The following is a 25,727-nucleotide window of genomic DNA, read 5'->3' as shown; positions in this document are numbered from 1 at the left end:
TTTAGCCATGTGCACCTAACTTGTATTAGTTCAGACTAGATTGACATTTCGACTTGAAAAGTTGAGTTACCCGTTTTGATAAAGGTGTCGAATCTTTATTTCAAAACAACAAAAGGTAACTCTCATGTTTCATACTAACAATCCAATCATTAAACACAAAGCAGGTTTACTTAATTTAGCAGAAGAATTAGGCAACGTATCTAGAGCTTGTAAAGTCATGGGTGTATCACGAGATACATTTTATCGTTATCAAGAGCTTGTGGAGGAAGGTGGTGTTGATGCTCTGATCAACAAAACCAGACGAGCACCCAATCTTAAAAATCGTGTTGATGAAGCAACAGAACAAGCTGTTATTAAGTATGCCATTGAACAACCAGCTCACGGCCAACACCGTACAAGCAATGAATTACGCAAACAAGGTGTATTTGTATCCGGTAGTGGTGTTCGCTCTATTTGGTTGCGGAATAACCTTGAAAATTTCAAAAAACGCTTAAAAGCACTTGAAGAAAAAGTCGCTAACGACGGCATTATTCTAACGGAAGCACAGGTCGCAGCACTAGAAAAGAAAAAGCATGATGATGAGGCGTGTGGTGAGATAGAAACGGTACATCCAGGTTATTTAGGCTCTCAAGACACCTTTTATGTCGGCAATATGAAAGGTGTTGGTCGTATTTATCAGCAGACTTTTGTTGATACCTATAGCAAAGTAGCCTTCGCCAAGCTCTATACCACCAAAACCCCAATTACAGCTGCCGATATACTTAACGACAAAGTATTACCGTATTTTGAGCAGTATGAGCTTCCTATGCTACGGATTTTAACTGACAGAGGTACTGAATACTGTGGAAGAGTTGAGCAGCATGATTATCAGCTCTATCTTGCTATTAACGATATCGATCATACTAAAACGAAAGCGATGTCTCCGCAGACTAATGGTATCTGTGAGCGCTTCCATAAGACGATATTGAACGAGTTTTATCAAATTACTTTTAGGAAAAAACTGTATAGCAGTTTGGAGGAGCTGCAAAAAGATCTAGACGAATGGATCAATTACTATAACAATGAACGTACCCATCAAGGTAAAATGTGTTGTGGACGAACACCACTTGAAACATTAATTGATGGTAAATCGATTTGGGCAGAAAAGAATTTAGCTCAAATCTAAACTAACAGTCACCATTACAAAATGGGTAACTGTCAGATTAAGTCTGAGCTACTACACCTAACTTGAGGCAGCAGTTGGTTCTATTCAAATGTGGCAAAATAATAGATGTCATATTTTCTTTGCTTGTTCGGTTTTTATATTATTTTCTAATACATTGATCTGCACTTTTGCTTGCTCCACTTCCACTGCATGCTTTGCTATCAGTTGTTCAAGTTGTTTATGTAACATAGCTTCACTATCCTTTAATGCAGTTATCTGTTCTTTAGCACTAACCGTCTCTGCATGCGATTTAGCAGCGCCTAACAATGCACTATTCGCAATTTCTGTTTGTGATTTCACTTCTTGTTTAGCATCTACTTTAGCCTTTATTGCATCTGTTAACTGTGTTGTTAATTTAGCAATATTAGCAGTATTAGAAGTATGCAGTGCAGTTGCATCTTCTATTTTTTTAGAATGCTCAGCATTAATTTTATGAGCCGTTAGCAGTTGTTTATCAACCTCTTCAGACCGTGTTTTTTGCACTAAAAACTCTTGCTCTGCATGTGTGTATTGTTCTGTTTTTATTTCTAGTTTTTCCAACAAATCCATTTTAACTGTTTGAGTATCTTCATATGATTTTTTCAAACTGTTTAATTCGATTTTCAGATCTGAATTTTCTTTAATTAATGTTGTAATTTTTTCATTTAATTGATCTGTTTCAGTCATTCTCTCATCTTTCAATTGTTCGATCTCATCATATGCGGCAGCAAGATCTATTTCCGATTTTTCAACATCTTCAGCAGCTAAAACTTCTGCTGATTTAGCTTTATCAATTGCAGCGCTTAAACGATTTTCAACTGTGTTATGCGCAATATCATTGCAATGCATAACCACACTTTTTAAAGCCGTCATAGCCTCATTTAATGACTGTTCCACTTCTTTGGGAAGGTCCCTAACCTCAACTACTTCAGTTACTTCTGTAGTAGTTGAGGTTGCTGTTATTGTTCCTGCTTCTAGCAATTTATTGTAATGCCGCATAATAACTTCGGGACGCCCCGTACCGATTATTTTTCGTAATGCAGTCCCAGTGATTTTATTTGCTGATGACTTGTTCAGTTCATTTGCTGCTTTGATAATGTCGTTTGAAGTAAATGTTATTGGTCTAGCCATATTTTTATCTCTTTTAATTTAAACTTCATAATTTTTGAAGCTTATGAACCACCTTTCTTATTTACTGCATGCAAATTTGGAAACAAACAAACAAACAAACAAACAAACAAAAGTAACTTTGGATATATCAAAGCAATATTTATATTGCTTTTTTTAGGTGATATTGATTGGTCTTGTTATTAATATCTAACATAACAAATCAGAAATCATTACTGATAAAACATAACTTTCTAGCGAAAACCATAACTGTCGCGGGGCTCCACCAATAATCGATGCTAAATTTGCAACGAAGCTAATTTTTCATTTATTAATATTTTTACTGGTAAATATTTAGATGAGTTAGCAATTAATTCATTTTTTATCAATAAGCTTAATAAACATCGAACCAAAAACTTGTCTCTAACAATTTGAGAGCAAGGGCTACTTTGATATTTTGAAAACACTTTTTGCCCTGCAACTATTAGAGGTGGGTACAGGTTCTTTATTTTTTCAGCATTCTCTTCAATTATATTTCTTGGGTGTAATTCCTCATGAAAAATAACTTCAAGCACACTCGCCCGTAGCTCATTATCATTCACCTTGGTAATCAAACTAATTAAGATGACGAGGTAACCCACTAAGTTAAGCTCTATTGACTGCAACCATGATAGTAATTTTATTTTATCTACATTAGTTGCGATTAAATGCACTTCTGTTATTAGCACTTTATGATCAAGCACTTCATAATCAATCAGGCCTAAACAAGGCGTATCACACTTAAAATGAATTTTATCTGTCACAATGGCTTTGAATGATTCATTGCCATTTTCTAGTAAATAACATTCTTGTGGGCCTTCTTGAAATGGTGAGATTACAAACGGCGTAAATTGTTCATTCAGCATGATAAATATCCTCTATTCGCATAGTAATTAGATGATCGGTTATGACAGTTCAGAAATCCTTCTGGCAGCATATTTAATATATGACGCTAGCACTTTGTAGTTCGATAGATATGTGCCACAATAAACCACAGGTATTTTAGATTTAAATATGAAACTTTATACCCACAGAAGGTACCATAGTTCAATTTATATTCACGTCAAGTACAAAATACCCATTGCAGGTACTAAGTACACACGGGAGAAACATGATCAGATGTAACTTATCGATGATTCTGGGTGAAAAACGCATAAAAGTTGCTGAATTAGCAAGAGAAATAGATGTTAATAAGAACACAATTCACAGACTTTATAATGAAACAGCAACTAGAATTGACATTGAAGTAATAGATAAAATTTGTATTCACTTAGGTATAAGTGTTGGTGAATTATTTGAGTCAATTAAGGATGTTATGACAGAGTGATGTTTGCCACCAATTTGTACCTTAATTGGTCGAAAACAGATACGAGAAATAGCTAGAGTATGAATTGAGGTAGTTGCTCCTTGGCAGTGAGTAATAAAAATTTCATAGGTCAATATAGCGTTATTGACCTAGCGTTATAAGATTTTTAATTACATAGGAGGAATTTTTAGCGTCGTTACTTTAGTGGACACAACTTCACCACTAGCAACGATACTAAAGATTTTACTTCTTTTATATTCGGAATAAATACAGCTAACATTTTTATAATAAAGGCCGACTATAATCGATGCTAATATATGAGGTTTAGGGCCAAACGGAATAATGGATATGTTATATTCATCTCTTAATGGGGAAACTATCTGGCAGAGATTTTCAAAAGTAAAAGAAACACTTGATATAGGCAGTTTTATCAACCTGTTATCATCTTTTATCTGGTGTTCAATGAACTGCTTATTAATACTAAGTGCTATTTCATCATAATTGGGCTTAGCTCCTGGAGAGGCAATAACTCCGTAGCTAATATCAGGCTCTAATAAGTTGTAAAAGCTTTGTGGGCCGACTCTATCGAATCCCAACATAAATATTGCAGCCTTCTTCTTTTTAGTTATCGAAGTACCCTCGCATCCAGGTATTACCCTTAGTTCACCTAATTCAAAATCTAAATATTCATGATCTTCCGGGTATATTGCACTTGAGTATGAAAGGTATAACTCCGACTCTATTTCAGAAAACCTTAAAAAATAATTTAATATGGCAGAATACCAATTACGAGACATTGATGTGTAATCGATTAATATTTTCGGTTTCACACCTATATGGACACATTTTTTTGTGAAATCGACTAAATATTTATATAGCTTTTCTGTCTCTGAGTGCTCCTGCTCAATATATGCAGCATTAGGCCATTCTGAATTGTAAAACTTAGATGATATTGCTCTATTTTTACAACCTTGATTCTCTTGATATGACAAAATGATACTAGTATTGATATTAGCTTTATTGAGAATACTGGGCAGGTGGGTGCATCTAAGTTCGTAACCGATAGAAAAAATAGCTAAATCGTAAATAGTTGAACCAATATCATTTCTGGATATATCTTCTAATTTAATTTCCATCATCAAAAAAGTCCATTTGTTTAGCACCAATTTTTTCTTGGTATTTTTTGTAATCTGGATTATTCAGTATTGTTGTTAACGAGATTGAATTCCCAGTACGAGGTAGGAGGTAAAAGTGAGGTGATAGACAGTTTGCTATATCAAACTCCCCTTCTTTAGATGGAAATAAAATCTGTACATTTTGACTCTTCTTAATTTTGGGATAAAGGAGCCCTAAGTCGACAGCTGTTTTTATATTTTCCCATATGCTATTTTCAATGTGCTCATTAATTTTAAAAGAACGATGAATGTCAGAACCTATTTTATCATTCATCATTTTGTCCCGAAGGTAATTCCCAATTTTTGTTAATGTATCAAAAGCATCTTTTCCTTTTGTCTCGAATTTAATGACTTCTAGTTCAGAGAATGAAAAGCTCATCAATTTCCTACTTTGAGACTTGGGACTAATTGTTAGTTTACTATTTTCATTAAGTTTCATATCAGAAAGAAGGTGATTAAATATCCTGAACAATCTACGAGGATTGCCATCTGAACAACGGGCTATTAGTGATGCCCCTGAATATAAAGTCGGAGATTTGTTTCCAGCTATTTTACCCCACTCTTCTTTGAGCAATAAGGCACCTCTTAGTTTTCTTGCAATCGAGTCGTTGAATTGAGTTTTATCATCTAAATTGTACAATTTATTAGCACGACTAACCGTGCTTTCGGAGCAGTGTTTAGTTATTAACCGAAGTAATTCAATATCATCTATTATTTCAGACATTGGCTCAAGTAAAGGAGATTTACCAACAACATTTTCAAAACTGAAATTTCCTGGCACATCAAAAGTAGCAAGTCTGTTGTTGAATAATTTCTCAGCAAAGAGTTTTATTTTTTTGTCGGCGCTTCGAGTATCTTGGTTAGAAGTCCCAAGCTTATCTATATAAACATATGACAGAATCATGTCCAACATTGATATTAGCTTCAACATTAGTGTCTAGCGTATGATGCCTGTAAGGCATTGTGGTAATTTTAAATGTCAAATCTGAAGCTGAACGCATATGTGTATTCAATATTTGATGGTGTTCTTTTTTTAAGAACTCTGCTTCATCGATACATATTACCCATGGGTTATCATTTGGCAAATCGAAGTACTTAGAAGAAGCTTTTGCAACAATAGAAAATGGTCTAAACAAAGATGCATGAAAGGCCAATCCAATATTTTGTTCCGCATCAGACAAGTCCAATCCCATACTACTTTTATTAAATGAAATATTTTTTAAATACTCAATATTTTCTAATTCATTTTTGATATCAATAAAACTATTTTTCTCATCTCCATTGAGCCAAAAACGTGATATTTCTTTAGATATCCATCTCTCCGTTCTTAACTTTTCAATCTCATCTGGAATATAAGAAAATATACAACTTTTTAATGTATCTAGTAGGTATGCACATGTTGCTAAATTTAGACTCCACATAAAATATGTACAATTTTTATCTTCAAAATTGTTTAGAGTGCTTACCCACTCTACTTTTAGAGGAACATATGTTGCTATGAAACTCTTTTTTGCAACCAATTCTAGAGCTTTCGAGTGCAACTCGCCTAACTTACTCAGATTTGAGTGTGACAGCATTTTTATCAGTGCAGTTTTACCCGAGCCTCTTGACCCAAAGACCATCTGGTTTTTTTGTATTAATAGGCTATCAAAAGAATCCGTCCATATAAACTCATTAACTAACTGTTCGGAGTTCAAGTACCTTGCATTTGAGCTATCAAATACGCTGTTAAAATCAATTTCGCTCATTGTGCATCCTTAGACCACAAAATAAATTCGTTGTTGTCAGCCTGTTGAATCTCAAACTGTAGTTCTATGGCTAATTTTTGAAGTACATGCATTACCGACTTACCTGGGCAGTATTTTATATCAGGAAAAGCATCAACGATGCACTGGGAGCGAGCAAAATCTTTACTTTCAAATAAGTTAGATATTATCTCCGATAGTTTATTTTTTAATGAAGCAGGAAATAACATGGTTCCAAAGTTTTCTCTGTGCGAAATGCCATCTCGGTCTGATTTGGATTTACCCCAATTATTTGCAGTAAAGTAAGACCAAGAAGAAACCTGTCCTCGGGGGATTTTAGCTTCACTACAAAAATTTTCGATTTCTATGATATGAAAACAGTTTGGTACACCGTTGTGGTGTTCACTTAACATCGCGCTAAAACTTCCAGCACATAAAATATTAACAGGATTGCTCATGTCGTTACTTTGGATTTTAAAGTTTGGAACATGTTTATGCCCGTGCACAATAAAATCAAAATCATTAGAATTAGAAAATGAAATAAAGTCTTCAGAATTTTTCATCATACTTAGATCACTTTCTTTGAAAGTTCTATCGCTATAATTAATGGGGTGGTGATGGGTCAGGAGTATTTTTACTTTCTGTGTGCCTTGTTGAACCATTATATCTAATTTTTTTTGAACTTCTTCAAAAGTACTAAGGCGGACTTCCCCATGATGGATCTCATTATCACAACTGTCATAGGCAGAGGAATTAATGCCAACTACAATAACGAATTCATCTTCCCAAATAGACGCATAAGGATCTTTATAGTAATTCGGATAGCAACTATTATCTAAAAGTCCGGAAAAAAAAGAATTGGATTGTAAGTTTACGTATTTTTTGACCCGAGCCAACCCCTCTGGTTCTTTGTTCGCTAATGAAGTCTCTTCTGCTTTCCAGTTAGCATCATGATTACCTGGTACAAAAAATATTTTCTTATGGCTAATGTTAAGTATATTTGCAATTTCCTGAATTCTCTTTGCTGCAACTTCAAACTCTTCATATTCAGCATAGTTACTAATATCGCCTGCAATAATTAAGTAATCAGCAGTAATGCCTTCCTTATCTACTACTTTTTGAAATTCACTAATGAAGTTATCAACATTGGTTTTATCTGCCCCCTGAGTTCTAAAATCATTAGAACGAGCATATGGCCCAATATGTAAATCACTAATTACAAAAATTTTCATTAAGTGTTATTTCTCGTTATTTATAAAATTGATTCTTTCAATACTAAGGATATTGATGCTAAATGAATCATTACAATTTATCATGTCACAAATAAATCAAACTGTTACATTGATTATAATGCTCTTCGTTGTGCATGCGCAATAATAACATTATCGAGCTGTGCCCCTGATGACCAGAGACGAACCTATTGAATAATATTACTACCAGTTTACATGCTAAAATTTAATATCACTCACTAAAAAATCACCTATACATTCAAATTAAAAAACAACTTTCGACAATATTTATATGATCTACCCAATATATTTTAATATCGTCTGACAGATTACCTAAGATAGTTTTTTATTCACTAACCTCAATACCAACTAAATGACTGATTTCGACCTTAAACTATCTTTAGGGCACCTCTCCTAGCCAATACATCTGTAGTTAATAAAATAAATTAGATTGGATTGGATTGGATCATAAGGATGATTCAATAATAGTGAATTGCTTCATTTTTTAGTTTACGAACATCATAATAAAAATCTTAAATAATTCTAAACCTTAATTTTAAGTTACCGGTAGATATTAACTTAGTTGAAGAGTATGAATAAAGTGAAATAAATATTTACATATATTGCTATCAACGAAAAGCAGATCTAAATTAATTTTTTGAAATTTGCTCAACTCTCGCAGGGCTCGGTTGAAAACCATAACCAGATTTAGATCTCTTCAATATTTAGCTATTTAATGTGAATATTTAGAGTTAATTATAAATAGATTCACTCTCTGTTAGAGTAGAAATTAAATTATCTTCTATATTAAATAACTGCAAAGATGTCAATATAAAGCACTGTTATAAAAGAAAAATTTAAAAATAAAATAAATTTAAATTAGGAGTATTGGCTAGAAATATGTTATAACTATTATAACTATTATAACTATTATATAACTAATATAAGGTATGAAAGTCGCTGAATGTGTTTTTCAATGCGTATTCCGGCGAAGGTGAACACTGATTCTGGTTCAACGTGAACACCTGAACTTTCAATGTATTGCCCGTTCTCTTTTTTACCCTAAGTGTTCACCATGGGTCAAGCTGTTTAGTTTTTTTCGCATTGATTCTCCTTTGAGTTTTAATCGATGTGAGTTGTGCATTACGCGATCTAAAATAGCGTCTGCAAGCGTATTATCCCCAATCATTTCATACCACTGTTCAGTCGGTAACTGGCTGATAATGATCGTTGATGAAGTACCGTGCCGGTCATCCATTATCTCCATAAGATCATTGCGTTGCGCTGTTTTCAATGGCTCTAATCCCCAGTCGTCTAATATCAGCAGATCCGTTTGAGCTAAGTTTTTTAATACCTTTCTGTAAGTGCCGTCTGCTTTTGATTGAGTTAACTCCAGCATCAGCCGTGATATACGATAATAGCGAGCGCTGAAGCCGTTCATACAAGCTGAATGCCCTAAAGCACAGGCGATGTATGTTTTACCGCTACCGCACGGCCCAGTGAGAAGTAAGTTTTGTGCTTTCCTTAGCCAGTCACACTGCGTTAACGCAGCCATCTGAGACGGCTGAATTCCTCGTGGGTGTTGGTAGTCAATATCTCGTATATTGGCTGCGAGTTTGAGCTTGGCAGTACGCAGCAGACGCTGCTGTTTTCGGTTGTCCCGCTCTAACTTTTCGCTTTCAACCAATAGGTGAATGCGTTCGTTGAATGAGAGTCCTTCATAGGTGCCGGGCTGTTCCGATTGGATTTGTAGCGCTGTTGCCATACCGCTAAGTTTCAGTTGGCGAAGCTGTGATAAAGTCTGGTCGATCATCATTATTATCCTTATTAATGAAAGCTTTGGGGCCCGCGAACATTTTCATGATCTTGAGGTAAAGTGATGGCTTTAGCCGTCTCCTCCCGGGGTAATTTGTCCTGATTACTTAGCAGAATGGCTTTGATGTTTTTAAGCTTTACGAGGGCTTTCTGGTTCGCGATTGCACAGGCATTATTCAGGCGTTCTGCCGGATAGGAGCGTGTTAAATTAAGCAGCCCCAAGCACACGCGGTATGCCTGCTCCGGATGCTCTTTGTGCTCTAGCTGATCTGATACCCAGCGCAGCACCTCCGGCCCTATATCCTTTGCCCAGTTTTTTAGGCGTCCAGGGCTCCACTGTTGGTGCTTGGCATGCCTTTCTGGCATGTGCCCTGGCTCGGTTGTTGTGCCGGGATGGTGCTTCCTGACATGGCTGGCGAGCAGGTGTGTTTTAAAATAAATCTGTACCAGCTTATCGCCGACATGCAGTTCGACTTTTTCACCGACTAGGTGGTGCGGCACTGAGTACAGGTGCTGATCGTACTGGATATGATAATCGATATTAACTTTGGCCGATTTAATATCGACATATTGATATGGATGAACCGGTAGTGCTTTAAGTAATGGCCTGTCCAATTGCTCAAACCATTGCAACCGATTTCCCGGCAGTTGTTTAAACGGCTTTAAATTGACCTCGGTTAATAATGAGGCAATACAGCGATTAAGCTCTGCTAACGAGAAGAAGATCTGGTGGCGTAATCGAGCCAAAATCCAGCGCTCAATGATCTGTACACCTACCTCTGCTTTGGATTTATCTTTGGGTTTGTAGGGCCTAGCGGGCATGACCGCGACGCTATAATGGGCTGCCAACTGCTGATAACTTGGATTTAACTCGGGTTCATAGCGACACGCTTTACTTACCCCGCTACGCAGATTATCCGGTACAACCATCACTGGGGTGCCGCCAATGAACTCGAAGGTACGCACATGACTGGCAAGCCAGTCCGGTAGGCTTTGACTCCATGTGGCTTCTGCATAGGTGTAGTTTGATGCGCCAAGAACAGCAACGAAGATCTGAGCAGCTCTGACTTCTCCTGTTGTCGGTGAAATGACAGACATGGTTTGTCCGGCGTAATCAACAAATAATTTGTCACCCGCCTTGTGGGTCTGGCGCATGGAGCGTTTCTGCTTTTTAGCCCAATTTAAATAGCGATCGCAGAATTGCGAATAACTCAAACAACGATTTGGGTACTGCTGACAATACTCCTCCCATAACAGCAGCTTAGTCATTCCTTTTGCTTTGAGTTCTTTATGTATTTCGGGCCAGTCAGGTATTTGGAACCGACGAGCGGTCTGGGTATCGGCTTTGGGATAAAACAGCCTAGCCAGTTCTGTATCATCCAGCTCATTAGATAATGGCCAGGAAAGGGTTAACTCGTTGGCTTTTGTTAGTAATTTTTGAATAGCACCAACACTTATTTTGGTACTGGCATTGATCTGACGAACGCTGAGATTTGCCTCGAAACGCAGTCTTAAAACTTCTCTGATTTTACGCATTGTGAGCCTATTTGCAGCCATGACGGTTCCTTAATGGAAAAAGAACCAATATGGCAGTTAAAGGTTTTAATAATCAATACGTTGAAACAATTCTGGTTGATGATGAACACCGATTCCGGAAATTAAGGTAAAAGTGTTCACCTTAAAACCAGAATAAAGCTGTTCACGTTAATCCAGAATTGGTGTTCACGTTACGCCGGAATGGCTGTTCACGATAGGCCGGAATATGCAGTTGGGCATACCACTTCATAAAGTCTTTTCTTTCCTTTGGTGCGACCGTGGGATCAAAGACCATTAAGTCATAACTCATGCTTCACTCCTCTAGCACATAACGAGGCTGTAGAATTTCTCTTTTTCAAGAAAAAACAGCCATTTTAAAAATTTAATTACCAATTAAAACAATAACTTAAAAATCTTCAATTATTAAAGTTTTATAAAAAGCGAGTTATTCTACAGCCTCAACGCCGCACTAAGCGGACAAAAACAGTGGGTTATAATGTGTAGCGAAGCGAAACATAACCCACTGTTTTTGTTCCGTTTAAGTGCCTTGTTATGAGGTGCTTACTACAATGCTAAATTCTTTCCGGTTAATTTCCCAACAATCTAATAAGCAACCGAGCATTCCACGTAACTCAAGCGATGACTCTAAATGATTTCTAAATTGACGATTCATAGCTAAGCCTTCTAGTTCTTTAGCAACAGGGAAAAGAATTTTTCCCACATCACTTTTGGCAAAATATTCCCCAATAATTCCTGTTGGCAATGATTCAAAATCAGCCATGATTTTGGACCGCACCTGAGAAGAAATAGCTTTACCTTCAGCAGCAAACTGCTCTACAAGAGAAAGAGAAAGTGACAACATCTTAGTAACACCATTCAGCCCCTTTGCACCATATGTAAACCCTTCAATTAGTTTACTTATTCTCTCGTCATAATCTAAAAAAGACAACTCCTTCAGAATGAAATCAACACCAATCGAAAATAGTGACAAAGAATAATAAAAACATCTCAATGCCACATCCACTTGACTAGGTTTTGTTAAAATTTGTTCTGCGAAGTACCTAGACACTTCCAGCCATTGATTGCATGAATCAAAGCTAATACCTTTGGTTAATAAGCTTTTACATTTCACCATTTGCCCTTTCCAATCGCCATCTAATTTACTCAGGCTGTATTTTTCGATAGAATCAAAGAATTCTTCATCCGAAAATCTATTTTTTAGAAAACCTTCGGATTTTGACAGCTTCGATAGAAAAACCCCATCCAACACTAATACATCTAAATCTTGTCCGAATTCTTTAACTTCTTTTCTTCTTTCGGTCGTTGCCACGATAACGTTCTGTGCATTAACGGCCTGAGCTAAACCTTTTGCCCAAAAAATTCTTTCTATTGCTTGAGGTGTTTTTTTATTTTTGACATCAACAATAGTTATATTTCTTGTAAGAGAAGATTCACGACTATAAAGCCACAAATCTATATCAGTGACATCAAATCCTTTATATGCAAAAGGTACGCCTCTAACAACAAAATAACCAGATTGCATAAAGTAATTTCTAAGTTGCTCTTCCATTTCAAAGCCTTTGGATAATATTTTTCCCATTAGAAGCCCCCTCCTGTTCTTAATGCACTAATCATATCATTGGTTTCAAATGGGCTTCTTTGTATTTGTTCCCGTCTGATTATTTCCCTATTTGCTTCAGGACCTCTAAATTTGGTAATGGCTGCACCAGGTAGTGAGAGTATAGATTGTTCACTTACATCGCCCATTCTAATCGCTTGTAAAGCTAATTCACCGACTTCTCTTTTCAAAAGTCTCATAAGTGGCCCGCTACGCCCGCCTTTAGTGCCGTGCCTTATTGCAACAACACCCTTTAATTCTAAGATTTTATAGTCTTGGCCGATAGCACTTACTGGGCCTACTTCTCGACCATCAATGAGAGCTCCTAGCAACTTGTCAATCATGCTAATCTGGCCTCGGGCATGACCACTTTTTGTCATACCGTAAGTCAAAGATGCTACGAATGCTTTCGCCAAATCAAATGCATCATCTACCATGGAGTTACTGTATTTTGAAAAGGCCGAAGGTAACGTAAGATAACCAACTTCTTCTTGGCTATTACTTACAACATTAATATCAAAAAAACCAATAGCATTGATTTTTTTAAATAATTTTTCACCAAGAATTCGCTGTGCATCAGATATTGCAACACAAGCCATGAGCCTTAATCTCTGCGTCAATTCAGTCAAGGATGTCTGCTCCGTAACGGTCAAAGAGTCTAATACTGCTTTTGTTTTTGCAGCAGAATCTCTTCTAAATAAATTTCCATTAAAAAGTAATTTTTCATTTTTACTAATATGTTCAACATCTACAAAACCTATTTTCTCTGAGTCATGAAAAAGCTGATTTACTTCGTTATTAGTTAATTTATACTCATCCGATAATCGTTGGGAAAGTTCTGAACTATTAACAGGTCTTATTGAAGCTGCTTCAGCAAGCTCAATGGATGAAATTTCTATATCTTTAGGGTTGAGTGATTCGAAAATATTAGAGGTATGCTGTAAAGCAGATGATGTTGTCACACCTAGAACCCCAATACCGCTAGCTGAAACATCAACTAGATCCTGTTCTTTTAATACTTCAATAAGCTTGGGAAGTTCAAAAACGATATTGATATTTGAAGCGTTTGCCAATACTTCTAACTTCTCATTTGATAATACACTTTCATTTGTCTCTGAAATTGCTGATAACAAAATCCCTGCTTTACCTGCTACAAAGGTATTTTGATACTTTCCTTGATTAGTTACATTTTGTAACTTATTGGTATGATGAATTAACCACGACCCTTGTATTTTTTTATCCATGCGTATACCTATTAACTTTGATTGTGATTCATAACGAGGCTGTAGAATTTCTCTTTTTCAAGAAAAAACAGCCATTTTAAAAATTTAATTACCAATTAAAACAATAACTTAAAAATCTTCAATTATTAAAGTTTTATAAAAAGCGAGTTATTCTACAGCCTCAACGCCTCATTAAGTGGAAATTAATGGTTGGCTATAATCGCGAAGCGATGGCCAACTGTTAATTTTCCATTTAAATGACTTGTTATACGCTTCCTTCCGATTCTACGACTAATATTCGAGCTTCACCACGCGGATGCGCAACATGCTCAGTTCCAATAGACGCATAAAATATATCACCTGTTCTTAAAACCGATGATTGCTCAATTCCATTTTCTTTAAACAACATTTCAACAACGCCATCTAAAACAACAAACACTTCTTCGCCGTCATTTACATGCCACTTATAAGGCTGATCAGTCCAATGCAAGCGCGTCGTAATACCGTTCATATTTGCGATGTCTTTTGCACCCCAAGCGCGTTCAGATTTGAATTCTTTACTTCTAATTATTTCCACGATACTTCCAAATTATGAATAGCGTATAACGAGGCTGTAGAATTTCTCTTTTTTAAGAAAAAACAGCCATTTTTAAAATTTAATTACCAATTAAAACAATAAGTTAAAAATCTTCAATTATTAAAGTTTTATAAAAAGCGAGTTATTCTACAGCCTCAACGCCTCACTAAGAGGCAAATAACAGTTGGTTAAAATAAGCGACGAAGGAGCAAGAACCAACTGTTATTTGTCCTTTTGAGTGACTTGTTATGTGACGCTGACTGATATTATTCAGGTTTTTACTCATCATCAATATCATTTATCTCAGAGAAAGGGATCGCTGGGTATTGAGACTGAATTTTTGTAAACCCTTCATTAGAATAGTATCTAATAGGAGCTTTATTTTTGCTCTTATCCAACGCTTCCTTTGCACCTTTGGTTAATCGAGTACCACCAATTAGCCAGTGTTCATCAAAATTCGAATTTTTTTCAATGTCTTCCACAAATCCTTCGGCAACAGCTTTAGTAATTGGTTTTGAATAATTTTTGACTTGTGCTCTTACGCCAATCTGAGTACTAGATAAAGCAATATCAGAACTACCTTGCTCGACAATTTCATCGAATTTTTCTGCGGTGTTATGTGGGCATTTAACTATAATATCCACACCATCGTCAGCTACTGTAGTTTCACTTGTACGAAGCACCTCAAATTTTTTCTCACGAACACCAATATTAGAAAAAATTCCAGTTGCAGCTAGTTCGCCCCTTCTGCCTTTCTCACTATTTTTAGACATAAATGACTACCCCAGCATCAACTTAATATATGGAGAGTCAGCAAACTTATCCCTTTTTCTTCTTATAATACTTCTGACATTCAATAGGACTTGAATATTTGTCAGATCGTTATCAACTTCATTGGCGACAATAACGCCATCCCTATTTTTAGAAGCCGTATCTTCTATCATTTTTAAAACAAGGTTTTCCAAATGACTGAAGATATCATCAAGACCCTTGCCTTTTTCATCATTTATAAAGATGACTTCAATATCAGGATTGTTTCCTTTACTTTCCTTGATTTTTTCTTCGACTAAGAATTCATTATCTTGTAGCCAAGCAATTAAATCATCTGAAATGTAAGTAGAGTCCAGTGTTTCAGAGGTTTCATCAATAGGGATATCATCCTCAATTTCATATTTCACAAGATAAATTTTTTTGGACATAAGTTTAATAACCTAACGTATTGTAAAAATGATAAAAGTATAAATAGCAATGCTACTTTGCACAAAGCCACATAACGAGGCTGTAGAATTTCTCATTTTCAGCCTGATTATTTAAAATAAAACCACATTAATTCATATTTAGTTTAGATTCCAATAGATTATTCTCTTTTCAATAAATGATTGATTAATTTGAGCTGTGAAGGTATTTATGAGGTTATTTAGGCTGGATTATTGCAGTTTAAGGGCTTAGCCCTTGTGTTAATGTAAACTATTCCTTAACTTCTCTATATTATGCACTAAACAATACATCTGCCATTGCGCATTGACTTTCTCTTGCCCGCGCAGCGTGAATTTATTCATCCCTTTATTGACGGTGATGTTACCAAACACGGGTTCAATCGCTCCTAGTCGCTTGCTGTATTGTCGTCGCCCTGCGCTAGAGTCTATCTTCACACGCATCTTATCGGTATAGGAGATGGGTTTAGTACTTTTATTAATCTCAAACTGTACTTGTCGACCTTGTTTTGTAGGCGATTTGCGCATACATTGTTGCTGAAGTGGGCAGACTCGGCAATCTTTTAAATACCCTGAAAAACGCACATATTGCCTACCCGCTGTTTCAACTTGCTTCACACTCAACCACATCTCTTTGCCCGCTGGACAGCGACAGGTTAATGCTGCCTCATCAAAGTAAAAATCATTGCTATTAAACAATCTCGCCCGACCTTTACTGCGTTTCAATCGTCGTTTTTCCTGCTCTGTATGATACGTTTCACTCTCTTTAAATAATGGATTACGACTCCTAAACGCAGTGTCTGCGATGTAAGCATCGAATCCCGTTGTAGCGATAAATTCAAGGTTCACTTCACTGTGGAAACCACTGTCTGCGGTAAACTTTGCTTCGCTGAAAGTATCGGGCGTACCGAGTTCTGCCAGTTGTTTTTGCAGAGCTTCGATGGCAGGTTGTAAGGTTTGTTGTTCTCCAACGCTTCCCCAAACTTGTGCTTGCATGATCACTTGATGCTTATCATCATTAATGGCAATCCCGTTATACCCCTGAATCGTGCCTTTACTGGTCGTCATCTTAGCGCTGTCTGGGTCGGTGATATTACTTTTAACGGGTGTGTTTCTACTGCCTAATTTCTCTGTATTTGTCGCAAGGAATGCGCTAATTTTATCAGCGCTTTTATCGAGTTTCGCTTTCTGTTTTAAGTCATGTGACAAGTCATCTTCGTTTGAATTATCTTGTGCTTGATGACGTGCTAATATGCGTTGACTTGCTCGACGTAACTTAGCTTGTTTGCGTTCAAGTTCATCAAATGTGCCACTCCACTCTTTACTGGCATTCGAACTAATTTTACATCCGTCAATCGCAAACATGTTACGACCTATCAAACCTTCACGGTCACATATCATTAAAACCTGTGTAAAAAGCGGTTCAATTTGGTCTTTCATTTTAGCAACAAAGCTGGCAATGGAGGTGTAATGAGGTTGTACATCACCCGATAAGCTCATAAAGGTAATGTTCGTTTCACAAGCATTAGCAATTCGACGACTACTAACCAATCCGCGAGAATAGCCAAACAAGATTATTTTAAGCATCACTGAAGGTGGGTAAGCTGCGGCACCATTTTTGTCGTTGTTATACCATTTATCAAAGGTACTTAAATCAAGGTGTTTGTCGACGATATGGGAAAGTGCGTATTCAAACGTTCCGGGAATAATTTGCTGTGCAAAATCAATCGGAATGAATTTACTTTGGCAGGATAAGTCAGGTTTATAGTTGGCCATTACATTTAACTCTGAGCGAATAATAACTATTAGATCACAGTCGATCAGCGCATTCAAGTACATTTTTTATACAATCAACACAAAAAGAGAAAGAATGTAAAAATGTTCTTTTTGGAGAAATTCTACAGCCTCAACGCCGCAATAAGCGGACTAAAGCAGTGGGTTAAAATGTGTAGCGAAGCGAAACGTAACCCACTGTTTTAGTTCCGATTAATTGCCTTGTTATGTATTTAACCGACTGAATTCGCCTTTCATTTTTAGCTTGGCAAACTCATCAGTAAGTAATTTTAAACATTCCATAAGCTCATCTTCTAAATAGAAAAAATCTTCTGCTTTTTTATGTAATGTATCCATATTGGGGTTATTACCAATAGTGACAATTAAAGCTTCGTGGGCGATGTAATTACGCTCATTTCTAAGCTTATTGAGTCTCTTTTTAAAGATCAGTATTGTCGTTCATTTTACCAAACACATTGAGCAATCTTTCTAATGGATAGCTTTCAACATCTTTGATAGAAAAATCAAAGTGAATATGGTCTGCAACAAGCATTTGTATGTAGTCATATGAAGTGCCGATGTACATTTTCAAAGTTAACTCTAGTAACTGGTAATTAGTTAACAATGCGACTGTACGTTGCCGATAATGTTCCTGTTGCTGGTTCATAGTTACCCTAAATACATAACGCCCATATTAACGGGCTAAAAATTGTGGGCTAAAATGGAGCGAAGCGAAATAGCCCGCTGTTTTTAGTCCTGTTAAATTGCTTGTTAAATGGCAACTTAGCTTAGGTCTCGCCCAAACATTCGAGCAAAGTACCCAACAATAGTTCTTTCTGAATGCCCTGCGCGATTACCAAAAAGGGAATTTCTAATGCAAAAGAACAAACCTATTAACCCACAGGCAATACCAACCCATTCAAACCAATGAATTCTGCGACCAAAAATAGCTTCTAGCAAAGGATAAAACATGTTCTGAGACTCTGATGCTAATTTTGCTTCAAGCCAACTTGGAATTATAAAATAGAAAAGAACAAACGATATACAGCCAAATATTAGTGCACCCCACCAAGGTAAACGTGAACCTATGGAAACGGAATCTGAAACTATTGAACTACGTTTTCTATATCGACGTCCCATGCGTATCCTTGTGCCATTTAACGCCTCACTAAGAGGCAAATAATGGTTGGCTAAAATAGTGAGCGAAGCGAACAAAAGCCAACTGTTATTTGTCCTGCTTGAGTGACTTGTTATGCGATTGATAAATGACCACAAAACACCCAACGTTTATTAGGCTTTAATTTATAACAGAACGATTAACAAATACAAGCATCGCGACCCGGCAATAATTTAATTTTGAGCCACTTAATAAAACTGAATTTAGTTTACAAACTACACTGGCGAAAAACTGGTGGCAACGCGCTAAAAAAATAAATTTAATCGGCCTACTTCCAACAAAGGCAAAGAAACACGCGCAGCACTTTTAGTAACGTACAAATGCTTAAAACACCTAAAATCAGAATCGCGATGCCGCATAACAGCTTATTATGTAGACATATCAGTAATAACGCCTACTCAAAAGCTATAAAGTTACCAGATAAACCATTTAAATCAATTTTTTATCTAAATTAACACGGGGTTAATTATCATTCCCTTGATTATTACAGAGAAGTCTCAGTAATAATCTCTCCACAAAATACCTAAACACATTAAAAACAATGTAGTTACCTTGATAATTGAACACAGTCATGTGTGTTACTAAGAATTCTCAGTAACATCCAATTTAAAAAAGTTGATATTATTAATGGTTCAAAAGATTGTCACCTACTTACCGACCAAATACCTATTCTGGTCTAATTGAAATGGAACATAATTTATTGTTTTTTGCTTTTTTATAAAATACAAACTAAAACTGTATATAAAAACAGTAAAAATAGGATCGAAATGATGTCAAAATCTCCCTTTCTAGAACACATTAGGCAGGTGTTAAGAACGAAGCATTACAGTATTCAAACTGAAAAATCTTATCTAGCTTGGATAAAGCGATTCATTATTTTTCATCACAAACGGCATCCTCAAGATATGGCAGAGCAAGAAGTCAGTCAATTTTTGACTTATCTGGCTGTTCAAAGAGGTGTTACCGCATCCACTCAAAACCTTGCTTTGTGTGCAATTGTGTTTATGTACAAACATATATTTTCCCGAGAACTCACTTTACTTGATGATACCGTCAGAGCAAAAGCCCCGAAACGTGTACCGGTTGTTTTATCAAATAATGAAGCAATGACTATTATTAACTTACTGAAAGAACCATATAGACTGATGTTTTTAATTTTATATGGCAGTGGCCTAAGAAAATCTGAGTTGCTCAGGTTAAGGGTAAAAGATATTGATTTTGAATCTAATTCAATTTTTATATTTCGTGGGAAAGGTGGTAAGGATAGAGTAGCTCTACTCCCACAAACAATAATACCGTTGATCAGAGCACAAATAAGTAAAGTGGAAGACCTACACCAACAAGATATATTAGAAGGAGAAGGAAGAACCAGTTTACCAACCGGACTTGCAAGAAAGTACCCCTATGCAATCACCGATATTAAATGGCAATATATATTTCCCTCTAGAAATCGTTGTCAGCATCCTGTTGATGGTTACTTTTGCCGACATCACTTACATTGGACTTCGCTTACAAAAGAGTTAAGAAAAGCAGTGATAAAAAGTGGTATTAGAAAGCATGTCACTGCACATACCTTCCGCCATAGTTTTGCTACTCAATTACTGTTAAATGGGACAGACATCAGAACCGTTCAGGAGTTATTAGGGCATAACGACTTAAAAACAACCCAGATATATACGCATGTTATTGGTCAGCATTCATCCTGCACGACAAGCCCTATTGATAGAAATGCATCGCTAATGAATAAAAAACTACAGTAATAGAGTGGAATAATTTACATCCCCTAAGTCGTTTTTTGCGCCATAGAAAGCAACATATTCAATGTCCGCTCTAGGCTCTGAGGAGCCGTAACTAATTCAATTTGTTACGTCAGGAAATCCGACATAGCAGGCATTAAAGTGGTCTGAGTTTTTTAAAAACGACCACTTCTTAAAACAATGATTTATAAAGTCGCGATTTCCAATTATTCTATAAAAGAGAGTTATTCCGCGGCTCAACTTCCGTATAAATGGAATGGATAGATTATTAGCAATGCAGTTCAAAATTTATCGCAAGTGTAAAAATGATGAGGATAGAACGCACATTCTCATCAAAAACACGGCATTTTTGATGAGAATGTGCGAATAATTAGAATAATCACTTCATTCCAATCAAAAACAAAGCTATTTAGCCACAACAGTCAGTTTGATATACTCTACATAATGCAACGGTTTTTAGGGGACTTTGATGAAAGTTAAAATTAAAAAGCTTGAGAGGGGAGAGCATTACTTTAACCTTCCCAAGAAGCTTCAAAAAGAGCTAGGGTGGGAAGAAGGAGATACCATTGAGTGGATAAACAACCTGGATGGTTCTTTTTCATTATTGAAGATCAGTGAATTTGAAGCTATCAAAAGCAAGATTCAACTGTGAGCTAAGCAGACTATTTATTAACATAAATTTTCTTCTCAAATATAATTCATGGGTGTGGCATAGCTAAATGTAATTAGGTAGCACTGCTGCTTGAGAGATTCAAAAAAACGACTTGAAATGTCTATTAAAAGAACACTTATTTATAGAGCATCTGTGCCATAGGGGCCCCACCAGCTAAAAAATTCCACCCAACAGCTTTCTATATTTTCATTCAGTTACTGCGGGTCATAAATCATATGAAGCTTTATTTTTATGAGCTTTAATAACACGTTGAACATTAGACAGCGAGGTCTCAAGGTCTCTAGCAATATTACGCTGTGAAGTACCACTCTTATAAGACTCGATAATTGAAGACTTTAATCGCATTGATGTATTTCTTCCAACATATACACCTTTCTTTTTAGCAATAGCAATACCTTCTGCCTGACGTTGCTTCATAATATCACGCTCGAATTGGTAAACAGCACCTAACAGGTTCAGCATTAGTTCATTCATCGGATTGCTCTTGTCACTGCTAAAGGTCATTGCTTCTTTTATAAATTGAACAGATACACCTTTACCAGTGAAAAATGTGATTAGCTCTTTCAAGTCTAAGAGGTTACGAGCTAATCGGCTTATATCGTGACATATGACAATATCACCTAAATAAACATGATCTTTTAATTGTTTTAGAGCTGGTCGGTTTGTATTTGCACCTGATACTTTATCAGTGAAAGTTTTATCCGCTTCAATTACTTGACAATCTGTATTTTGCTCTACTGTCGATACTCTTATATAAGCTAGTCGCATTTGTTATTCCTTTAATGAATGTATTCATATATCTAAACCCTAGAAGTATAGTCTAAATTCATTAGAAGCAGTAACTCTTAATCCCCACAAAATGGTTTGCGATGTATTCAAACCAAACCTATATTCACAAGTATACTTATTAATACACCTTGTACTTCTCATTTAGATCAATAGAGTAATTTACTACGCAGGCAGAATTCTTTTTATACTAATGTCGCTGAGCTCCATTAAAAACGCCAGTTGGTAGCTAAGTTGAAATGCTAACAAGACTAAAACAGCTCTTTAATCCCTTCTCAATAAAACAATCAATTTAAAATTTATCTTAATTCCAACCAAATTTCACCCTTAAAGTTTCTCTCTAGGGGAGTGCGAAGTAAAAATAAAAAAGCAAAATTTTTAGATGAAAAATCACAGAACATTATACAAATAAAAATATAAACACTTGATTAATAAAACCTTTCCTTATTAAGTCATTATTTTAATCATTGAAAAAAAGCTTGAAAAGTGTTATAACTATTATAACGATTATAAGTATTATAATCATTATATAACTAATATAAGGATTAGAAGGTTTTCACGACGATTTTCTGGAATGATTGGTAAAAACATCGATAACTTTTCTACCATTAGAGGTACTTTCACTACCATTAGAGGTACTTTCACTACCATTAGCTCGCACTCACCTATTGCGACGTTGACTTTTTACTGTATACAATGTTTGCAGAATTTATTTTTTCACAATACATAGCTGCTATAGATTCCGCACCAACTGGCCGTCTATTCCGGTTGATTGGCCAGGCAAAGCCAATTTAGCTGGCCACACACAAACGGTCATTTGGCCGATTAAATACAAAACTTAATTTTCAACTCACAAGATCATTTTATAGGTAAGAATGTCTAACAATAGACATGTTTTTGGGGGGTAAATTTCCTGAAATATTTTCACATAAACTGAAAATTAGCATCAAAAATCTACTTTCAGGTGCTCAAATGTCTAGTAATAGACTTGTTTTCGATATGAAAATTATCGTTATTTATTTTAAAAATTCTTTAAATATAATCAATTTAAGGGGGTTTTTAGCCAACGCATTGTTGCTACGAAAATAAATAGCAAGTCTAAGTCCTCCTAAGTGTCTCTTGTCTTACACACCGCATTAAGTTTTTACAATCACATTTTCTAAAGAGAAAGTAACATTACTTATTAAATGGGTATAGTGTGGTTTTCTTTTATTACTTGTGTAACTAATTATTACTGAAGGGAATTGCAATTGAAAATTAAATTTGTAGGTGTTCAAAATTTCAGAAAACTAAAGCAATGTAGGATTCCATTTGGTGATAAAGAAACCTTATTTGTCGGTGCAAACAATAGTGGGAAAACGTCTGCTATTGATGCTCTAATCAACTTTTTAGACACAGAAAAACAAAAACGTTTTTCTGTGACAGATTTTACCCTAAGTAATTGGTCTAATTTAAATGAATATGCTGAAACATGGGGGAATAATACTCCTGAGGATGTTAAAGGCACTGAGTTACATGAGTGGCAGCGATTATGCCCGTCAATTGATGTCTGGCTAGATGCGGGAGTTAGTGAGGTACAGAAAGTAGCTCATTTGATCCCTACATTAAAATGGAATGGTGAGCCATTGGGGGTACGTTTGTCGTATCAACCTAAAGATATAGATAAATTAAGAGAAAGTTATTTACAGGAACATGAAGCTGCAAAACTACTAACTGCACAAGATGAAAAATTATCTTTATGGCCACGGGATCTTAAAGACTATCTTGATAAAGAGCTTAAAACTCATTTTGAAATTAAGAGCATTTTTACTTGATCCAAGCCAAATAAACTATTTTCAGGTGCTAGATGATAAATCATTACCACTAGAGGCTTACCCTTTTAATGGCATATTTAATGTCGATACTATTGAAGCCCAGCGAGGGTTTACAGACCCAAATGGTGAAAATGGAAAAGCAGGAGGGAGTTTATCGACTCAATTGAGCGAGTATTATGCTCGTCACCTAACCCTACCGATTTACCTGATGAAGATGATATTAAGGCATTAAGTGCAATACATGAAGCACAAAGCTTATTTGATGATCGTCTTGAGAGCTCTTTTAAAAGTGCGCTTGGTGAAATAAAAACATTAGGTTATCCAGGGTTTAGCGACCCCGATATAAAATTATCTAGCAAGGTTAATCCTATTGAGAGTTTAAATCATGATGCAGCCGTTATTTTTGATGTGCAAAAGCAAAGCTTTGGTAACTCAGTGTTTTCTCTACCTGAGAAATATAATGGACTAGGCTATAAAAACCTTATTCATATCGTATTTAAGTTGATTACCTATAGGGATAAATGGCAACGAATAGGTAAAGCTCAGCGACGTAGAACAGAAGCTGATATAGCAATTGAACCCATTCACTTGGTCTTAATAGAAGAGCCAGAGGCTCATCTTCATGCTCAAGTTCAGCAAGTTTTTATTCGTAAAGCCTATGATGTATTAAGAAAAGGTGTTGGTGATAATTTTACAACTCAAATGATAGTTAGCAGTCATTCTAGCTATATTGCTCACGAAGCTGGTTTTGATAAGCTTTGTTATTTTAAACGAAAACCTGCAACTAATACGGCAGAAGTCTCCTGTGCGGAGGTAGTTGATCTATCGATGGTTTTCGGTGTATCCACGAAAAAATCACCTGTAGATAAAGTTGAAAACACGAAGAAATTTGTGTCGCGTTACTTGAAAACAACTCACTGCAATCTATTTTTTGCTAACGGTATTATTTTGGTGGAAGGTGCTGCTGAGCGAATGCTAATCCCTCATTTTATTAGCAATAAATATTCAGAATCTTTAAACCAAAGTTATATCTCCATTTTAGAAGTTGGTGGAGCCCATGCACAAAGACTAAAACCTTTAATTATGGCGCTCGGGCTACCAACATTGGTTGTGACGGATACAGATGCTACTTTTAATGAAAACAAGATACGGCCACAACGTGGTAAAGGTTATAGTTTTGGTAGCGACACCTTGAAGGATTGGTTTGATTTAAAGGGGAAAAAATTAGATGACGTTTTAGATTTATCTGAGGATAAAAAAATAATAGGCAATGTTAGGGCCGCTTACCAATGTGGAATTGAGGTTGACTATAACAATGATGGCAAGACCAAAGAGGCAATACCATATACGTTTGAAGATGCGATTGCCTTAACAAATTTGGATGTTTTTAAAAAGTTAACCTCTTCAACTGGGATGGTTAAAAAGATGTATAAAGCCACTCTTGAAGATGATTTAGATAAATGCTCTGAAAAATTATATGAGGCATTAGATGGAACCAAAGCTAAGATGGCTCTTGACCTTCTTTATGATGTAGACCCAGAAAATTTAAAAATCCCTGAGTACGTCAAGCAAGGCTTAGATTGGTTGAAATAATGAACTTGAGTTATCTAATCTCGATATTTTAGCCCTTCCAAAAGAAAAGGAGGAAGGGAATCAGTGACGATAACAAGTTAGATGATGTAGATAATGCTATTTATCAGTACCTTGACCTTAACTCCCCTAAAAGCTTTCTGTAATGGTCAATAAAAACCGGACACTTTCTTAGCGACTTTATTTTCATATTGAATCGGTGATAAATACCCATTAACCGAGTGTGGGCGTTTACCGTTGTAATAAGCAAGATAATCTAAAATGCTTAGCTCTGCTGCTTCTTTGTTTTGAATGTTTCATAGTTTAATTGCTCATGCTTTAAACTGCGGAAAAATCGCTCTGTAGGGGCATTGTCCCAGCATTCCCCTTTACCGCTCATGCTCACATCCA

General features: G+C 36.0%; 26 protein-coding genes. 7 read left to right on the top strand and 19 right to left on the bottom strand.

Annotated elements, in window-relative coordinates; translation table 11 throughout:
* The first annotated feature begins 124 nt into the window (after nucleotides 1-124).
* Nucleotides 125-1,165 carry an IS481 family transposase gene (locus AB1A03_RS10360; protein WP_354623493.1) on the top strand — a complete coding sequence of 347 codons (1,041 nt, stop codon included), beginning with the start codon at nucleotides 125-127 and terminating at the stop codon, nucleotides 1,163-1,165.
* A gap of 108 nt (nucleotides 1,166-1,273) precedes the next feature.
* Here AB1A03_RS10360 and AB1A03_RS10355 read toward each other — a convergent pair whose 3' ends face one another.
* Together AB1A03_RS10355 and AB1A03_RS10350 are read right to left on the bottom strand one after the other, a co-directional pair.
* Nucleotides 1,274-2,314, bottom strand: coding sequence for a coiled-coil domain-containing protein (locus AB1A03_RS10355; RefSeq protein ID WP_354624587.1), 1,041 nt, complete (start codon nucleotides 2,312-2,314; stop codon nucleotides 1,274-1,276).
* Nucleotides 2,315-2,589: 275 nt separating this feature from the next.
* Nucleotides 2,590-3,195, bottom strand: a complete 606-nt coding sequence (locus AB1A03_RS10350; protein WP_354624586.1) for a hypothetical protein — start codon at nucleotides 3,193-3,195, stop codon at nucleotides 2,590-2,592.
* A 245-nt stretch (nucleotides 3,196-3,440) separates the two neighbouring features.
* Between AB1A03_RS10350 and AB1A03_RS10345 the strand changes: the two genes are divergently transcribed.
* Nucleotides 3,441-3,656 carry a helix-turn-helix domain-containing protein gene (locus AB1A03_RS10345; RefSeq protein WP_354624585.1) on the top strand — a complete coding sequence of 72 codons (216 nt, stop codon included), beginning with the start codon at nucleotides 3,441-3,443 and terminating at the stop codon, nucleotides 3,654-3,656.
* 149 nt (nucleotides 3,657-3,805) lie between these two features.
* Here the strand turns inward: AB1A03_RS10345 and AB1A03_RS10340 are convergent, their stop codons facing one another.
* From AB1A03_RS10340 to AB1A03_RS10270, 15 genes are all read right to left on the bottom strand, one after another.
* The gene (locus AB1A03_RS10340; protein WP_354624584.1) at nucleotides 3,806-4,774 is read right to left on the bottom strand and encodes a hypothetical protein; all 969 of its coding nucleotides are present in this window, start codon (nucleotides 4,772-4,774) and stop codon (nucleotides 3,806-3,808) included.
* A complete protein-coding gene (locus tag AB1A03_RS10335) occupies nucleotides 4,761-5,723 on the bottom strand; it encodes an ORC-CDC6 family AAA ATPase (protein ID WP_354624583.1) in 963 nt (320 codons plus the stop codon). The genes AB1A03_RS10340 and AB1A03_RS10335 overlap by 14 nt, the downstream gene beginning before the upstream one ends.
* On the bottom strand, nucleotides 5,686-6,558 hold the full coding sequence (locus AB1A03_RS10330) for an ORC-CDC6 family AAA ATPase (protein ID WP_354624582.1): 873 nt from the start codon (nucleotides 6,556-6,558) through the stop codon (nucleotides 5,686-5,688). Before AB1A03_RS10330 ends, AB1A03_RS10335 begins: the two co-directional genes overlap by 38 nt.
* Nucleotides 6,555-7,787: a metallophosphoesterase family protein gene (locus AB1A03_RS10325; RefSeq protein ID WP_354624581.1), complete on the bottom strand. Its 1,233-nt coding sequence runs from the start codon at nucleotides 7,785-7,787 to the stop codon at nucleotides 6,555-6,557. Before AB1A03_RS10325 ends, AB1A03_RS10330 begins: the two co-directional genes overlap by 4 nt.
* Before the next feature lie 1,054 nt (nucleotides 7,788-8,841).
* A complete protein-coding gene (gene istB / locus AB1A03_RS10320; RefSeq protein ID WP_354625296.1) occupies nucleotides 8,842-9,597 on the bottom strand; it encodes an IS21-like element helper ATPase IstB in 756 nt (251 codons plus the stop codon).
* A 14-nt stretch (nucleotides 9,598-9,611) separates the two neighbouring features.
* On the bottom strand, nucleotides 9,612-11,156 hold the full coding sequence (gene istA, locus AB1A03_RS10315) for an IS21 family transposase (RefSeq protein WP_354624580.1): 1,545 nt from the start codon (nucleotides 11,154-11,156) through the stop codon (nucleotides 9,612-9,614).
* A gap of 142 nt (nucleotides 11,157-11,298) precedes the next feature.
* Nucleotides 11,299-11,445 (bottom strand): hypothetical protein, encoded by a 147-nt coding sequence (locus AB1A03_RS10310; RefSeq protein ID WP_354624579.1) that lies wholly within the window; start codon nucleotides 11,443-11,445, stop codon nucleotides 11,299-11,301.
* Nucleotides 11,446-11,685: 240 nt separating this feature from the next.
* On the bottom strand, nucleotides 11,686-12,735 hold the full coding sequence (locus AB1A03_RS10305) for a hypothetical protein (RefSeq protein ID WP_354624578.1): 1,050 nt from the start codon (nucleotides 12,733-12,735) through the stop codon (nucleotides 11,686-11,688).
* A complete protein-coding gene (locus AB1A03_RS10300) occupies nucleotides 12,735-13,997 on the bottom strand; it encodes a hypothetical protein (protein ID WP_354624577.1) in 1,263 nt (420 codons plus the stop codon). Before AB1A03_RS10300 ends, AB1A03_RS10305 begins: the two co-directional genes overlap by 1 nt.
* A 244-nt stretch (nucleotides 13,998-14,241) precedes the next feature.
* The gene (locus AB1A03_RS10295) at nucleotides 14,242-14,553 is read right to left on the bottom strand and encodes a cupin domain-containing protein (protein WP_054456199.1); all 312 of its coding nucleotides are present in this window, start codon (nucleotides 14,551-14,553) and stop codon (nucleotides 14,242-14,244) included.
* A 278-nt stretch (nucleotides 14,554-14,831) separates the two neighbouring features.
* On the bottom strand, nucleotides 14,832-15,326 hold the full coding sequence (locus tag AB1A03_RS10290; protein ID WP_354624576.1) for a hypothetical protein: 495 nt from the start codon (nucleotides 15,324-15,326) through the stop codon (nucleotides 14,832-14,834).
* A gap of 6 nt (nucleotides 15,327-15,332) precedes the next feature.
* Entirely contained in the window at nucleotides 15,333-15,752 is a 420-nt protein-coding gene (locus AB1A03_RS10285; protein WP_354624575.1) for a hypothetical protein, read from the bottom strand.
* Nucleotides 15,753-16,010: 258 nt separating this feature from the next.
* Nucleotides 16,011-17,543: a transposase gene (locus AB1A03_RS10280; RefSeq protein ID WP_354624574.1), complete on the bottom strand. Its 1,533-nt coding sequence runs from the start codon at nucleotides 17,541-17,543 to the stop codon at nucleotides 16,011-16,013.
* Between the two features lie 222 nt (nucleotides 17,544-17,765).
* Entirely contained in the window at nucleotides 17,766-17,897 is a 132-nt protein-coding gene (locus tag AB1A03_RS10275; RefSeq protein WP_354624573.1) for a hypothetical protein, read from the bottom strand.
* An 82-nt stretch (nucleotides 17,898-17,979) separates the two neighbouring features.
* A complete protein-coding gene (locus AB1A03_RS10270; protein WP_354624572.1) occupies nucleotides 17,980-18,207 on the bottom strand; it encodes a hypothetical protein in 228 nt (75 codons plus the stop codon).
* Between the two features lie 1,277 nt (nucleotides 18,208-19,484).
* Here AB1A03_RS10270 and AB1A03_RS10265 point away from each other — a divergent pair.
* Nucleotides 19,485-20,477, top strand: a complete 993-nt coding sequence (locus tag AB1A03_RS10265; RefSeq protein WP_354624571.1) for an integron integrase — start codon at nucleotides 19,485-19,487, stop codon at nucleotides 20,475-20,477.
* 466 nt (nucleotides 20,478-20,943) lie between these two features.
* Nucleotides 20,944-21,126 carry a hypothetical protein gene (locus AB1A03_RS10260; protein ID WP_354624570.1) on the top strand — a complete coding sequence of 61 codons (183 nt, stop codon included), beginning with the start codon at nucleotides 20,944-20,946 and terminating at the stop codon, nucleotides 21,124-21,126.
* Between the two features lie 225 nt (nucleotides 21,127-21,351).
* Here AB1A03_RS10260 and AB1A03_RS10255 read toward each other — a convergent pair whose 3' ends face one another.
* Nucleotides 21,352-21,915 carry a recombinase family protein gene (locus AB1A03_RS10255; protein ID WP_354624569.1) on the bottom strand — a complete coding sequence of 188 codons (564 nt, stop codon included), beginning with the start codon at nucleotides 21,913-21,915 and terminating at the stop codon, nucleotides 21,352-21,354.
* A 1,268-nt stretch (nucleotides 21,916-23,183) separates the two neighbouring features.
* Here AB1A03_RS10255 and AB1A03_RS10250 point away from each other — a divergent pair.
* The 3 genes from AB1A03_RS10250 to AB1A03_RS10240 are packed head-to-tail and all read left to right on the top strand — an operon-like array spanning nucleotide 23,184 to nucleotide 25,340.
* Entirely contained in the window at nucleotides 23,184-23,747 is a 564-nt protein-coding gene (locus AB1A03_RS10250) for an AAA family ATPase (RefSeq protein ID WP_354624568.1), read from the top strand.
* A complete protein-coding gene (locus AB1A03_RS10245; RefSeq protein ID WP_354624567.1) occupies nucleotides 23,722-23,979 on the top strand; it encodes a hypothetical protein in 258 nt (85 codons plus the stop codon). The genes AB1A03_RS10250 and AB1A03_RS10245 overlap by 26 nt, the downstream gene beginning before the upstream one ends.
* Entirely contained in the window at nucleotides 23,901-25,340 is a 1,440-nt protein-coding gene (locus tag AB1A03_RS10240; protein WP_354625295.1) for an ATP-dependent nuclease, read from the top strand. The genes AB1A03_RS10245 and AB1A03_RS10240 overlap by 79 nt, the downstream gene beginning before the upstream one ends.
* 146 nt (nucleotides 25,341-25,486) lie before the next feature.
* On the opposite strand, the gene AB1A03_RS10235 is transcribed toward AB1A03_RS10240, so the two are convergent.
* A complete protein-coding gene (locus tag AB1A03_RS10235; RefSeq protein ID WP_354625294.1) occupies nucleotides 25,487-25,630 on the bottom strand; it encodes an IS3 family transposase in 144 nt (47 codons plus the stop codon).
* Nucleotides 25,631-25,727: the final 97 nt, after the last annotated feature.

It is taken from the genome of Psychromonas sp. MME2, from assembly GCF_040566515.1.
Classification (GTDB): Bacteria; Pseudomonadota; Gammaproteobacteria; order Enterobacterales; family Psychromonadaceae; genus Psychromonas.
Note: the sequence above shows the minus strand (reverse complement) of the source record. Positions and strands in the feature narration are given on the sequence as shown.

Excerpts from the sequence above, each read along its gene's own strand:
- AB1A03_RS10360 (WP_354623493.1), top strand. The coding sequence starts at position 125 with ATGTTTCATACTAACAATCCAATCATTAAACACAAAGCAGGTTTACTT.
- AB1A03_RS10355 (WP_354624587.1), bottom strand. The coding sequence starts at position 2,314 with ATGGCTAGACCAATAACATTTACTTCAAACGACATTATCAAAGCAGCA.
- AB1A03_RS10350 (WP_354624586.1), bottom strand. The coding sequence starts at position 3,195 with ATGCTGAATGAACAATTTACGCCGTTTGTAATCTCACCATTTCAAGAA.
- AB1A03_RS10345 (WP_354624585.1), top strand. The coding sequence starts at position 3,441 with ATGATCAGATGTAACTTATCGATGATTCTGGGTGAAAAACGCATAAAA.
- AB1A03_RS10340 (WP_354624584.1), bottom strand. The coding sequence starts at position 4,774 with ATGATGGAAATTAAATTAGAAGATATATCCAGAAATGATATTGGTTCA.
- AB1A03_RS10335 (WP_354624583.1), bottom strand. The coding sequence starts at position 5,723 with ATGTTGGACATGATTCTGTCATATGTTTATATAGATAAGCTTGGGACT.
- AB1A03_RS10330 (WP_354624582.1), bottom strand. The coding sequence starts at position 6,558 with ATGAGCGAAATTGATTTTAACAGCGTATTTGATAGCTCAAATGCAAGG.
- AB1A03_RS10325 (WP_354624581.1), bottom strand. The coding sequence starts at position 7,787 with ATGAAAATTTTTGTAATTAGTGATTTACATATTGGGCCATATGCTCGT.
- istB (WP_354625296.1), bottom strand. The coding sequence starts at position 9,597 with ATGATCGACCAGACTTTATCACAGCTTCGCCAACTGAAACTTAGCGGT.
- istA (WP_354624580.1), bottom strand. The coding sequence starts at position 11,156 with ATGGCTGCAAATAGGCTCACAATGCGTAAAATCAGAGAAGTTTTAAGA.
- AB1A03_RS10310 (WP_354624579.1), bottom strand. The coding sequence starts at position 11,445 with ATGAGTTATGACTTAATGGTCTTTGATCCCACGGTCGCACCAAAGGAA.
- AB1A03_RS10305 (WP_354624578.1), bottom strand. The coding sequence starts at position 12,735 with ATGGGAAAAATATTATCCAAAGGCTTTGAAATGGAAGAGCAACTTAGA.
- AB1A03_RS10300 (WP_354624577.1), bottom strand. The coding sequence starts at position 13,997 with ATGGATAAAAAAATACAAGGGTCGTGGTTAATTCATCATACCAATAAG.
- AB1A03_RS10290 (WP_354624576.1), bottom strand. The coding sequence starts at position 15,326 with ATGTCTAAAAATAGTGAGAAAGGCAGAAGGGGCGAACTAGCTGCAACT.
- AB1A03_RS10285 (WP_354624575.1), bottom strand. The coding sequence starts at position 15,752 with ATGTCCAAAAAAATTTATCTTGTGAAATATGAAATTGAGGATGATATC.
- AB1A03_RS10280 (WP_354624574.1), bottom strand. The coding sequence starts at position 17,543 with ATGGCCAACTATAAACCTGACTTATCCTGCCAAAGTAAATTCATTCCG.
- AB1A03_RS10275 (WP_354624573.1), bottom strand. The coding sequence starts at position 17,897 with ATGGATACATTACATAAAAAAGCAGAAGATTTTTTCTATTTAGAAGAT.
- AB1A03_RS10270 (WP_354624572.1), bottom strand. The coding sequence starts at position 18,207 with ATGAACCAGCAACAGGAACATTATCGGCAACGTACAGTCGCATTGTTA.
- AB1A03_RS10265 (WP_354624571.1), top strand. The coding sequence starts at position 19,485 with ATGATGTCAAAATCTCCCTTTCTAGAACACATTAGGCAGGTGTTAAGA.
- AB1A03_RS10260 (WP_354624570.1), top strand. The coding sequence starts at position 20,944 with ATGAAAGTTAAAATTAAAAAGCTTGAGAGGGGAGAGCATTACTTTAAC.
- AB1A03_RS10255 (WP_354624569.1), bottom strand. The coding sequence starts at position 21,915 with ATGCGACTAGCTTATATAAGAGTATCGACAGTAGAGCAAAATACAGAT.